Origin of the sequence: Frondihabitans sucicola, from assembly GCF_030296615.1 — a bacterium.
GTDB classification, from domain to species: Bacteria; Actinomycetota; Actinomycetes; order Actinomycetales; family Microbacteriaceae; genus Frondihabitans; species Frondihabitans sucicola.
Map to the genome: position 1 here is coordinate 3,428,184 of NZ_AP027732.1, position 11,569 is coordinate 3,439,752.

The 11,569-nt window shown below is 65.0% G+C and carries 14 protein-coding genes and 1 tRNA gene; 11 read left to right on the forward strand and 4 right to left on the reverse strand.

Annotated features, from left to right (window positions below; translation table 11 throughout):
• Positions 1 to 91: 91 nt before the first annotated feature.
• The gene (locus tag QUE79_RS17680; RefSeq protein ID WP_286344213.1) at positions 92 to 1,303 is read right to left on the reverse strand and encodes a cupin domain-containing protein; all 1,212 of its coding nucleotides are present in this window, start codon (positions 1,301 to 1,303) and stop codon (positions 92 to 94) included.
• A 240-nt stretch (positions 1,304 to 1,543) separates the two neighbouring features.
• Between QUE79_RS17680 and QUE79_RS17685 the strand changes: the two genes are divergently transcribed.
• The 6 genes from QUE79_RS17685 (at position 1,544) to QUE79_RS17710 (ending at position 6,919) form a co-directional block, all read left to right on the forward strand.
• A complete protein-coding gene (locus QUE79_RS17685; protein ID WP_286344214.1) occupies positions 1,544 to 2,866 on the forward strand; it encodes an ABC transporter substrate-binding protein in 1,323 nt (440 codons plus the stop codon).
• A gap of 70 nt (positions 2,867 to 2,936) precedes the next feature.
• On the forward strand, positions 2,937 to 3,656 hold the full coding sequence (locus tag QUE79_RS17690; RefSeq protein ID WP_286344215.1) for a carbohydrate ABC transporter permease: 720 nt from the start codon (positions 2,937 to 2,939) through the stop codon (positions 3,654 to 3,656).
• The gene (locus QUE79_RS17695) at positions 3,584 to 3,901 is read left to right on the forward strand and encodes a carbohydrate ABC transporter permease (protein WP_286344216.1); all 318 of its coding nucleotides are present in this window, start codon (positions 3,584 to 3,586) and stop codon (positions 3,899 to 3,901) included. Before QUE79_RS17690 ends, QUE79_RS17695 begins: the two co-directional genes overlap by 73 nt.
• Entirely contained in the window at positions 3,894 to 4,742 is an 849-nt protein-coding gene (locus tag QUE79_RS17700) for a carbohydrate ABC transporter permease (RefSeq protein ID WP_286344217.1), read from the forward strand. Before QUE79_RS17695 ends, QUE79_RS17700 begins: the two co-directional genes overlap by 8 nt.
• Before the next feature lie 48 nt (positions 4,743 to 4,790).
• Positions 4,791 to 6,452: a hypothetical protein gene (locus QUE79_RS17705; RefSeq protein WP_286344218.1), complete on the forward strand. Its 1,662-nt coding sequence runs from the start codon at positions 4,791 to 4,793 to the stop codon at positions 6,450 to 6,452.
• Between the two features lie 23 nt (positions 6,453 to 6,475).
• Complete coding sequence (locus QUE79_RS17710) at positions 6,476 to 6,919, forward strand: hypothetical protein (protein ID WP_286344219.1); 444 nt, start codon at positions 6,476 to 6,478, stop codon at positions 6,917 to 6,919.
• A gap of 296 nt (positions 6,920 to 7,215) precedes the next feature.
• Here QUE79_RS17710 and QUE79_RS17715 read toward each other — a convergent pair whose 3' ends face one another.
• On the reverse strand, positions 7,216 to 7,566 hold the full coding sequence (locus QUE79_RS17715) for an ArsR/SmtB family transcription factor (protein WP_286344220.1): 351 nt from the start codon (positions 7,564 to 7,566) through the stop codon (positions 7,216 to 7,218).
• Between the two features lie 85 nt (positions 7,567 to 7,651).
• Between QUE79_RS17715 and QUE79_RS17720 the strand changes: the two genes are divergently transcribed.
• From QUE79_RS17720 to QUE79_RS17730, 3 genes are read left to right on the forward strand one after another with little or no spacing between them, the layout of a single operon-like run.
• Positions 7,652 to 8,077 carry an arsenate reductase ArsC gene (locus QUE79_RS17720; protein WP_286344221.1) on the forward strand — a complete coding sequence of 142 codons (426 nt, stop codon included), beginning with the start codon at positions 7,652 to 7,654 and terminating at the stop codon, positions 8,075 to 8,077.
• Between the two features lie 2 nt (positions 8,078 to 8,079).
• Positions 8,080 to 9,375: an FAD-dependent oxidoreductase gene (locus tag QUE79_RS17725; protein ID WP_286346766.1), complete on the forward strand. Its 1,296-nt coding sequence runs from the start codon at positions 8,080 to 8,082 to the stop codon at positions 9,373 to 9,375.
• 23 nt (positions 9,376 to 9,398) lie between these two features.
• A complete protein-coding gene (locus tag QUE79_RS17730; protein WP_286344222.1) occupies positions 9,399 to 9,893 on the forward strand; it encodes a GNAT family N-acetyltransferase in 495 nt (164 codons plus the stop codon).
• A 124-nt stretch (positions 9,894 to 10,017) separates the two neighbouring features.
• Here QUE79_RS17730 and QUE79_RS17735 read toward each other — a convergent pair.
• Positions 10,018 to 10,089, reverse strand: a tRNA-Lys gene (locus QUE79_RS17735).
• 93 nt (positions 10,090 to 10,182) lie between these two features.
• Between QUE79_RS17735 and bcp the strand changes: the two genes are divergently transcribed.
• Positions 10,183 to 10,656 carry a thioredoxin-dependent thiol peroxidase gene (gene bcp, locus QUE79_RS17740; RefSeq protein ID WP_286344223.1) on the forward strand — a complete coding sequence of 158 codons (474 nt, stop codon included), beginning with the start codon at positions 10,183 to 10,185 and terminating at the stop codon, positions 10,654 to 10,656.
• 21 nt (positions 10,657 to 10,677) lie between these two features.
• Here bcp and QUE79_RS17745 read toward each other — a convergent pair whose 3' ends face one another.
• Positions 10,678 to 11,115 carry a hypothetical protein gene (locus tag QUE79_RS17745; protein WP_286344224.1) on the reverse strand — a complete coding sequence of 146 codons (438 nt, stop codon included), beginning with the start codon at positions 11,113 to 11,115 and terminating at the stop codon, positions 10,678 to 10,680.
• A 166-nt stretch (positions 11,116 to 11,281) separates the two neighbouring features.
• On the opposite strand from QUE79_RS17745, the gene QUE79_RS17750 reads away from it, so the two are divergent.
• Entirely contained in the window at positions 11,282 to 11,530 is a 249-nt protein-coding gene (locus QUE79_RS17750; protein WP_286344225.1) for a WhiB family transcriptional regulator, read from the forward strand.
• The last annotated feature ends 39 nt before the right edge of the window (positions 11,531 to 11,569 follow it).

Sequence of the window (11,569 nt, forward strand, 5' to 3'; positions counted from 1 at the left end):
TCTCCCTGCGCGTGGTCTTCCGGACGCGATCTTATCCTCGGCGATCGTAGCCGGGCGGCGCCCGTCGGAGTCGGCAAGCGCTCGCTCCCGATCAGGCGCGTTCGAGCGTTCCATGGCTCACCGTGCCCGGCCGTGGCGCGTCCGGATTGATGTCCGGGCCGAAGAACTTGATGATCGTGAGGTCGGTCTCTCCCGTGTTGGCATAGGTGATCGGTTCGACAGCCCGGTCGTGAACCACGAGGAGTTCGTCGTGATCCGGTCGACCTCCCGTCACGGGCATGCCTCCCACGGTTCCCGTTCCACGCCAGGCGAGCAGGCTGAAGACGCCGCGTTCCGCAGTCGTCACGCTGCCGCCGGGCCGCACGACGAGTCTCTTGCCGCTGAATTTCGGCGACCCGTAGAGGATCCAGGCCTCCTCGAACTCGTCCGATTCCGCAAAGACGACCGGCGAGATGTGATGCCTGCTGTAGAAGTAAGGATCGAGGTTGGCCTCCCAATCGACCCACTCCAGAATCGCCTTCGGCCCGTGCGCATCGCGATCCGCGTCGCTGACGTCCTTGTACAGAAGTCGTTTGTCGACGAGCCGGCCGTCGTTCACGCCCTGGAGCATCGCCATGGTGTCGGAGTCCTCCTGGATCTCGATGGTCAGTGCCGTGCCGGGGGCATGGAGGAGACCCGAAGGGACGTAGAAGCCGTCCTCGGGCTGATTGAGGAAGGCCTGGGATTGCGCCAGGATCCGGTCGGAGTCCCACGACTCCAGTTCGTCGGTCAGCTCTGCCATGACCTCGGTGCGGCTCGAGCCGGGATGCAGGCCGAGGAAACTCTCGGGATGCGGACCGAGCGGAACCCCCGAGGGGAAGTAGCACGCTTCATCCTTCGAGTTCCGCCCCACGCGCTGCGCGATCTCGAGCGGCGGATGGATGTGGAACGGAATTCGAGAGTCGAAATCGTAGATCTTGGCGAGACGGCCGAGACCCGAGTGTGTGCGGGCGTAGTCGGTGCCGAGGAGACGGTCGGGAGCCGCTTCGACTGCTTCCGCGAGACTGATCCTGTGGCCGGAGCCGGTTCGGATCGAACTGATGCCTTCGTCAGCGGGACCGGTGGCGTTGTCGGCGTGCGTCGTCGACGCCAACCAGCGTTCCGAGATCATGCCACGCTCCCCGACGTCGTACTGCTCGTCTGGCAGCCCCAGGCGCTTGCCGCCTGCGATCCAATCGCGGGCGACCAGGGCGGCGTCGAGCGCGAGGATCCCACCGGCCTCGTCGACCGCCGCCGAGAGAGCGGCTCGTGTTTCGTTGTTCATGGTTTCTCCCGTTCGCGGCGGGACGCGTTCGTGATCTCGCATCCGCCAGCACCGTTGCTTCGTGTCGGACACCGTCCGACGTCGAGGTCATTGACGGGAGCCTAGGGGAAAAACGGCAGATTTGGTACGTATAAAAAAATGTCTTGATACGTATCGATCTCGGTGCTAGCTTGACCACTCATGGGTCCCGTGGCCCATGAGCGACAGCGAAGTTGCATCAAGCGAAGAGGATGAAAACTCATGCAAAGACGCAAGAGGTACCTGGCACTGGCCCTCGCAGCCGTGCTCCCGATAGCTTTGCTCAGCGCCTGTTCGAGTTCATCGAATCAGGCCGGCGGCAAGGTCCAGATCTCGATGGTCGGCGACTCCGGCCCCGCCAACCAGATCACGCAGAAGAAGATCATCGCGCTCTTCGAGAAGGCACACCCGAACATCACTGTGAAGTTCGAGCCGGCCACCGGCGACAATGCCGAGCAGGGATCGATCCTGCGACTCGGCCAGGGTGACCCTTCGCTCGACGTCGTCACCACCGAGGTCGGGTACGAGTACCAGTGGTACAAGCAGGGCTGGATCAGTTCCCTGAGCCCGTACTTCTCGAAGTCCGACCTGGCCAAGGTCGATCCGCACCTCGTCGCCAACGAGACGACGTCGGACGGCCAGTTCCTGGCGATCCCGATGGACAACTCGACCATGTACCTCGCCGTCAATCTCGACCTCCTCAAGAAAGCGGGTGTCACGCCACCGCCCACGCTCAAAGCAGACGGGCTGTCGGCGACGACGAGCGGCGTCTGGACCTGGGAGGACGTTCTCGCAGCGGCGAAGAAAGTCCACGCGACGACCGGCGAGACGGGCCTGCTCTTCCCGGCCGACGAGGCTTGGCCGGACGTGCCGATGGCTCAGCAACTCGGAGGCAAGGCGAGCAGCCCGGACGGCCTCAAGGTCAAGGGGTACCTCGACCAGAAGCCGTGGGTCGACCTGATGACGAAGTGGAAGGCGTTCTTCGCCGACGACGTGTCGCAGATCACGAATCCGACCTGGACGAACGACCAGTTCCAGGCCGGGAAATCGGCCTTCGCGCTGACCCACATCGGTGGCTACAACGTCTGCGCGCAGGTGAAGTTCAGCTGCGACGCTGCTGCCGAGCCGTCCTTCGCGGGAGGCAAGAAGGTCGTCCAGTCGACAGGAATCGCGTGGGCCCTCAACGCCAAGTCACAGCACAAGAAGGAGGCGGCCGAGTTCCTCAAGTTCGCGCTGACGAATCCAACCGCGCAGGACACGCTGATCAACGGCGACTACTTCGCCGCGATCCCGATCCTCAAGACCCAGCTCGCTGCCATGTCGACGTCGCCGAAGTACAAGACGTTCCCCGAGTCGGTGAAAGTGCTCGGCGCCTGGCAGGAGCAGCACTGGCCGCAGAAGCCCATGATCAGCCCGTCGAACGCGACCGAGTTCACGGCTATATCCGATGCGCTCAAGAACGTTCGCGTCGGAGCGGAGACGCCGCAGCAGGCCGTGACCTCGATGACGTCGACCGTGGACCGCGACCTCAAGCAGTTCCAGTAGCGACCGAGGTGGTCCGCGCCTGATCCGCGGACCACCCCGGCAGCCCCCGCGCGCAACGAAGGAGATTCCCATGACCACGACCGTGACACGGCGGGCTGACCCGCCCGCTCCACCGCAGGCCGCGCCTGCGACCAAGCACAGCCGGATCCACCTGTCCGAGAACGGGCCTGCCCTCCGCCACGGGAGCGTGCCGTACTGGCTGATCCTGCCCGTGGGTCTCTTCCTCGCCGTGTTCTCCCTTCTCCCGTTCGTCTGGGCGGTCCTGATCAGTCTTCAGCCACCGCTGCTCGCGTCGAGCGGTCAGATCACGTCGTTCTCCCTCCGGAACTTCGAGAACGTCCTGACTGATCCGGCCACGCTGAAGTCGCTGGTCGTGACCATCTGGTACGCGTTCCTGTCCACGGTGCTGATCATCGCGGTCAGCGTCGCCACGGCCCTGGCCCTCAAAGCGGTGCGTCACGGTGCGGGCGCCTATCAGCTGGTCCTGATCATCCCGCTGACGCTTGCTCCCCCGGTGGTGGTCATCCTCTGGCAGGCGTTGTTCGACCCGTCGAGCGGAGCCGTCGACGGCATCTTCAAGCAGATCGGTCTCCCCAACCAGGGGTTCTATGAGAGCACGCACCAGGCCCTCTACGTCCTCGTTGCCATGGCGGTCTGGTCCAACGCGGGTTTTGGACCCTCGTCTTCCTGTCTTCCCTCCGTTCTTTCAGCACCGAGGTGTTCGAGGCGGCCGCCATCGACGGCGCCGGGCCGTTCCGCACCTTCTGGTCGATCACCATGCCCCTCATGAAGAGGACCCTGCTTCTCGCAAGCGTGGTGCTCTCGACTGCCGGTCTCGTCGTCTTCGTGCCGGCGCAGCTGCTCACCCAGGGCGGACCCGGCAGCGCCACCAACTTCCTGATGTACCAGGCGGCGCAGGATGTCCTGCGCTACGGCCAGCCGGGGAACGCGAACGCCATCGTCGTCATCCTCCTCGCGCTCATCGCCGTCGTGGCCGCCGTTCAGTTCCGACTCATGAGGAGTGACAATGCGTAGACGCAGCACCCAGATCGCCGCACACACGTGGTTGGTCCTGCTGGTCCTCGTGTACGTGATCCCCATCTGGCTGATGATCGTCACCTCGTTCCGAAGCCCGACAGGCGGTGGGGTGTTCCGCGACTGGAGTCCCTTCGCTCTCAAGGCGTTCATCCCCTACAACCCCGACTGGAGCGGCTACAAGACGCTTTTCGCGGCCGGCTCGTACTTTCCGCAAGCCCTGATCAACACCCTCATCGTGTGCGCGGTCACGCTCGTTGTGGGCACGATCATCAACCTGCTGGCCGGATTCACGTTCGCGTACTTCGACTTCCCGGGTTCGAACGTCATCTTCACGCTGACGCTGATCACCTTCATGGTGCCGTTCGAGGCGATCGTCATCCCGATCCTCTCCATCGTCCAGAAGCTGAATCTCGTCGACACCCTAGCGGCCGTCATCCTGCCCACCGTCGCGAACGGATTCATCGTCTTCATGTTCCGGCAGTTCTATCGAGGCATTCCGAAGGACCTCCGTGAAGCGGCGATGCTCGACGGGGCCGGGCTCGGCACGATCCTGCTTCGGATCTACCTGCCCCTGTCCCGTCCGCTCATGGTCACTTCCGCGATCGTGCTCTTCATCTCGCAGTGGCAGTCGCTCTTCCTGCCTCTTGCCGTCCTGCGGAGTCCATCGAACTGGGTCCTGCAGCTCTCCCTCTCCTCCCTGCAGGGGACGGTGCAGCTGCCCAGCTGGGGCCCTGTGCTCGCTGCCGGTGTCATCACCCTCGTGATCCCCGTCGTCCTCGTCGCGCCCTTCATGCGCTACTTCAAACTCTCGCTCCTCGATGGCGCGACCCGCGGCTGAGCTGCGAGCGAGACCTTCTCACCACTTCTCTCAGAACGGAAAACATCGATGACGATGGAACGCGGCGTCTACGCACAGGGCTGGTTCTCGCGCGGGCACAACTACCACCCGAGCCTCCCGCCACGACGCCTGAAAATGGTCGAGGACTTCGCTGAATATCGGGCGACGCTCATCACGTGGCCGTCGCTCGGCGGCGGCCCGATCTCTCTCGCATATCTCGAGGACGAAGCCTCGGCGCCGATCCCGGCCCGCTACCGCCAGTACGGATTCCTCAAGGACTCGGAGTTCCTCGACGAGTGCCGCAAGCGCGGAGTCAAAGCATTCAGTGTGATTTTCTCCACGCAGGGATGGGAATTCCCCGTCGAACTGAACGACGCCGAGGACGAGATCCTCGCCATGAACGAGCTTCGCGGAGTGGGCAAGCCGGGGTGGCTCGGCCTGCGAGAGTTCACGCAGAACCGCTACCCGAAACTTTGGGCTCCCTTCGAGAAGTACTTCCCGGAGGGCCTGACGAACAGTCGCGGCGAGAGGGTCACCGACCTCTGGGAGGAGTGCGCATCACGCGACATCCACGGGAACGCACAACACGCGACCTGGCTCGAAGTGCCCGAACTCGAGCAGCAGTGCCACTACATGGACATCGGCAATCCGGTCTGGCGCGAGTACCTGAAGGCGATCGTCCGGATCCATGTCGACGCGGGAGTCGACGGCATCCAATTCGACGAGCCGGACAGCCCGCTGGCAGCCCTCGCCTACGGCGGGTCCTTCAGCTACGACAACGTCACCGGATTCACCGCGTATCTCGCAGCCCTCGACCCCTCCTCCGTTCCAGCCTCCGTCGGCGACCTCGGATCGTTCCACTACGGCGAGTGGCTCCTCGCGCGCGGTGTCGACTGGGTCAACCTCAAAGCCGAGGGCGACGAAGGAGTGGTCGCGCGCCTCTACATGCGATTCATGCAGAAGCAGCAGGCGTCGAACTTCAAGGAGCTCTCCGACTACGTCCGCGACTACGCCGCGAGCAAGGGCCGCACGGTTCTCGTCTCGTCGAACCTCTACGACGGTGCGACCTGGCACGATCCGCTGGCCGAGATGGTCGACATCCTGGTTCCGGAGCAGCGCCACACGTTGTATTCGCAACCCGCCTGGATGCGGTACATCGCGGCGTTCGGCGGCGACAAGCCGGTCGCCATCAGCACAAATCCCTACGACGGCGTCATGCCCGAGCTTCTTCCCCGGATGAACCGAGGCAAAGACTTCGACCGGTTCCGCGTCATGCTCTACGAGGCTGCCGCTCTGGGGGTGAACATGTCGGTGCCCTACGGGGCGTGGATGGGCAGCGTCATCAAGGATGCCGTTTGGGCACCCCACGAGGAGACGGTCGAGATCCAGAACTTCCTGGCCGACCACGAGGACCTCTTTGCCCGTCGCACTGCCAACACGACCCTGATCGTCTACTCGACCGACAGCAATTTCATCGAGAACGTGTGGCAGGTCCAGGGCGCCCCCACGGCAGTAAGGACAACTACCCGGAAGTCGGTGAGACAGGTCCCCAGGCGCTCCCCTTTCAGCGAGTCGCCAGTGCCATCGCACTGTCCCAGCGCCCGTTCGACGTGGCCGTCTTCCACGACGGCGTCCTTCGCGAAGACGACGTCTCGGCGGCCCGTCTCGCGCGGTACTCCGAGATCGTCCTCCCCGGCTGCAGTTCGCTGACGGCCGTGCAGGTGAAGGCACTGGTGGACTACGCCGACGACGGCGGGCGACTCGTCGTGGTCGGCGAGATCGGCGGACCGGGCGCGGACGACATCACGAACCACGAGAACACTGTCTCCGTAAAGAATCTGGAGCGGGGCGCATCGATCGATGAGCTCCGGTTGGCACCGCCGCAGGTGACGCTGACGACGCTTCCCCACGGAGCGGTCAATCTTCAGCATCCCGCGGACGACGTCGTGACGCTGCACATCGTCAACTACGACTACGACGTCGAAGCGGGCATCACGCCATCGGCCCTCGACGTGAGGGTCGAGGTCGCGCTCCCTTCTGCTCCGACTCGGGCGGCACTCTACGCCCCGGGCCAGGCGACGCCGCTCGAGCTGGAGATCACTGCCTCGGAGTCTGGGGAGACATCCGTCGTCATCCCGTCGATCGGCACCTACGTCATCGTCGAGTTCCGGCGGTAGATCTCACCCATCAGCGACGGGGCCGCCCTTGTCGGCGACGACGGCAAGCACAAAATCGACACGCGCCATGAGGATGCCCGCAGGCGGACGTCTGCCGGCCGTGATTCCATCACCAGGTTGTCGCCCGAACCGACCCGTGGAGGTGGGCTGCCCCGAGCCCCTCCGTCTCGAGGCGTTCTCTTCGCAGGTCCGCGGGCTGCCCCTCACGGAACGGCGCGCGAACCGGCAGCTGAGCTCGGCGTCCGCGAACGCCGACTCGAAGCAGGTCTTCACCTGTTCCTGCCGGGCGAGAAAAATCAGACGGTCGCGAAGACAGCGGCAACGGCGTCGAGTGCTCCGGGGACGAGGGCGTAGTAGGCCCAAACACCTCGCTTGTCGCGGCTCAGGAGCCCCGCGTCGACGAGGATTTTGAGGTGATGTGAGACCGTCGGCTGGCTGAGGCCGAGTGGTTCGATGAGATCGCAGACGCAGGCTTCGTGCCCGTCATGCGCGGCGACCATCGAGATCAGGCGTAGCCGGGCGGGATCGGCGAGAGCCTTCAGGGTCTTCGCGAGCGCTTCGGCGTCGGCGGCACCGAGCGGCTCTCTGGTGAGGGGCGCACAGCAGGCCGTGACATCGGTGAGAGGAAGCAGTTCGGTGACCGGCATGACACCAGTCTCCCCAGACATTGACAGTTGTCGATGTCTTGATCCACACTCAAGGCATCGATGTTCGTCAATGCCTGGAGTGGTGATGACCAAGAAGCCGACAGTGCTTTTCGTGTGTGTTCATAACGCCGGCCGGTCCCAGATGGCCGCCGGATTCATGAAAGGACTTTCCGGGGGCCGAGTCGACGTGATGTCCGGCGGGTCCGAGCCCGGCAGCGCGATCAATCCCGTCGCGGTCGCCGTCATGGCCGAGGAAGGGATCGACATCACCGGCAACGTGCCCCAGCTGTTGACGACAGACCAGGTCCGTGAGTCCGACGTGGTGATCACGATGGGCTGCGGCGACGCGTGTCCCGTCTTCCCCGGGACGAGATACGAGGACTGGGAACTGGTCGACCCGGCCGGTAAGACCCTCGACGAGGTGCGGCCGATCCGCGACGACATCCGAGGCCGCGTCCAGGCGCTCCTGGCAGAACTTCTTCCGGCCGAGGCCGACGAGGTGCTGTCGTGACGATGACACTGACGGTGCCTGCACGGCACGATGCATCCCGCCTGGTCGGCCTCCCGGTCGCCGTGATCGGTGCCGGACCCGTCGGCCTTGCCGCGGCGGCACATCTCCTCGAGAGGGGTCTGGACGTCCTGGTCCTGGAATCCGGCGAAACCGCCGGCAGCGGGGTGTCGTCGTGGGGCCACGTGCGCCTGTTCTCGCCCTGGGCCGAAGTCGTCGACCCGGCCGCGGGTCGACTCCTTGATGCGGTCGGCTGGGACGCTCCCGGGGCCACGATCCTGCCGTTGGGTTCTGACGTCGTCACGGAGTACCTGCTCCCCCTCGCCCAGACCCCGGCTCTCTCGGCTGTGATCCGCTATTCGTCGAAGGTCGACGCGGTGTCCCGGCAGGGAATGGACAAAACCCGCTCCCAGGGCCGCGCCGACGTCCCGTTCCTCCTCCGAGTCTCGACGCCGACCGGCCCCGAGTCCCTTCTCGCCCGTGCCGTCATCGACACCTCCGGAACCCTCTCGGAAGCGAACGGGCTCCTCTCCTCCGGCTGGAACGCGGACGCGGATGACGCGAGCTGGCTGGCGAATGCGATGCCAGATGTTCTCGGTGCCGAGCGCGACCGATTCGCAGGCCACCGCGTCATCGTCGTCGGCGCCGGTCACTCGGCCGCGAACACGCTCCTCGCCCTGGCGAAGGTGAAAGACACGGAGCCGGCGACGGAGATCGTCTGGGTGGTTCGCAACGCCAACCCGGTCCGGGTCTTCGGCGACGGTGCCGATGGTCTGGAGGCGCGCGGACGACTGGGCACTACCACTCAGGACCTCGTTCGCCACGGCGTCGTGGAGCTGGTCGACTCCTTCGAGATCGACGATGCACGGCCCGACGGCGACGGTGCCCTGCTGACGGGCCGTCGCGACGGGGAGCCGTTCGAGCTGCGCGGCGACGTCGTCGTGGCCGCGACGGGCTTCCGCCCCGACCTCTCGATCCTGCGGGAGATCCGCCTGTCGCTGGATGACATCGTGGAAGCGCCTCGAGCGTTGGCGCCGCTGATCGACCCGAACGTTCACTCCTGCGGAACCGTGCCTCCCCATGGCGTCGCGGAGTTGACGCAACCGGAACCGAACTTCTTCATCGCCGGGATGAAGTCCTATGGCCGAGCCCCGACGTTCCTCATGCTCACCGGCTATGAGCAGGTGCGCTCCCTTGCTGACGAACTCGCCGGCAACCACGACTCCGCCCGCATCGTGCAGCTCACCCTCCCCGAAACCGGCGTCTGCTCCTCCGGAAGCGGATCTTCCTGCTGCTCGTGAGAGAAACCATCCACACCAGGGCCATGACCGCGGCCGACTGGCCGGCCGTCGAAGGCATCTATGCCGAGGGGATCGCAACCGGCAACGCGACCTTCCAGGACAGGGCCCCCTCCTGGGCCGAGTTCGACAGCGGCAAGATCCCCGACCTCCGCCTCGTCGCCACCGATGCAAAAGGCGAGCTCATCGGGTGGGTCGCGGCCCCGCAGACGTCGTCTCGACCGGTGTATCGGGGTGTCATCGAGCACTCCGTCTATGTCGCCGAGGCCGCCCGCGGTTCCGGAGTGGGGCACCTGCTCCTGGCGGACTTCGTCACCGCATCGGAAGCGGCCGGAGTATGGATGATCCAATCCGCGATCTTCCCTGAGAACCTCGCGAGCCTCGCTCTTCATGCCGCTCACGGGTTCCGAGAAGTCGGCATCCGGGAACGCATCGGCCGGATGAGCTTCGGCCCGTGGGCGGGGCAGTGGCGGGACAACATCTTCGTCGAGCGACGCAGCGACGTTGCTGGAACCACGTAGGGGCCCAGCCGCTCCAGCACGGCAGCCATCGGGGCCTCAGAATCGATCCGCGGGGTTTCCCCTGGCCGAGAATCACGGCCGCGAGACGACGAAGGCCCGATCCGCACGGGATCGGGCCTTGCTGTGCACCCCTCGGACTTGAACCGAGAACCCACTGATTAAGAGTCAGTTGCTCTGCCAATTGAGCTAGAGGTGCGTGGCCTGTGGAAACTCGAGTTCCGCAACCGAGGAACAACATTAGCATGAGATCTGACGCCTCTTGAACGCGTCCCGGCACCGAAGGAGAACCATGTCCGATCGCCTCGAGAAGGGTGCTTCCGCACCCGACTTCACCCTGCCCGACGAGACCGGCAAGGCGGTGTCGCTGAGTGATTACCGCGGCGAGAAGGTCATCGTGTACTTCTATCCGGCGGCGTCGACTCCGGGCTGCACCACCGAGGCGTGCGACTTCCGCGACAACATCAACTCGCTGAAATCGGCTGGTTACCAGGTGCTGGGCGTCTCCAAAGACGAGGCCCCCGCGCTGCAGAAGTTCCGCGACGAACAGGGTCTGAATTTCCCGCTGCTGAGCGACCCCGACCTGACGGTTCACACCGAGTACGCGGCGTACGGCGAGAAGTCGCTCTACGGCAAGACGGTCACCGGCGTGATCCGCTCGACGATCGTCGTCGGCGAAGACGGCACGGTCGAGCTCCCGCTCTACAACGTGAAGGCCACGGGCCACGTCAAATCGCTCCGCAAGAAGCTGGGCCTCGACGCCTGAGGGCGGCTCGAGAGTCTCGGGTCAGTCGCGGTTCGTCGTGGCGGTCACGACGGGCGGCGACACGAGCAGTACGACGATCAGCACGGCCGGCACCACCAGTGCCCAGCCCACGGCGGGGGTCGCGGTGAGGCCCTGGAAGCAGCCGATTCCGACAGCGAACATGAGCACCTGCCAGACGATCGAGGCTCCGCGCATCCAGGCCTTGCCGTTCCAGGCTGCGACCACGATGAAGCCGAGCCAGACCGTGGCGACGAGAGCGAGCACCAGGATCGCCAGCCCCGCGGCGAGAGAATCGGCGTGCGCCGTGAAGACCTGAGCGATCAAGGCGATCGAGACGACGACCATGAGCAAGAACTCGCCCGTCAGCAGCACAATCAGGAGCCAGAGCAGGCCTGGGCGTCGCCGCGACACCTGTCGCCCCGCTGCGTCGTCCGCTCGACCGCCCGTTGACTCCGACACGCTCACAGTCCTCCCTTAACCCTTGATTTGGTCACACCAGTATGCGACCATATTCGAGGTCGAAGTGACGCGCACATTGCCGTGCGTGCCTCCCGAATTCTTTTCTTTCCCCCACCGGAACCCTGGCACTTTGCTGTGCGGTTCAGCATTTAAGGAGTACCCATAGATGGATTGGCGTGACAAGGCCGCCTGCCTGACTGCAGACCCGGAGCTCTTCTTCCCTGTCGGGAACACCGGGCCGGCCGTCGATCAGATCGACAAGGCGAAGGCGGTTTGTGCACGCTGCACCGTCACCGAGACGTGCCTTCAGTACGCTCTCGAGACGTCGCAAGACTCCGGCGTCTGGGGTGGCCTCAGCGAAGACGAGCGCCGCGCCCTCAAGCGCCGCGCCGCTCGGGCCCGCCGCGCCAGCTAGCTTCGGCTCCGGCAGACAGCTCCGCTCGACAACTTCATA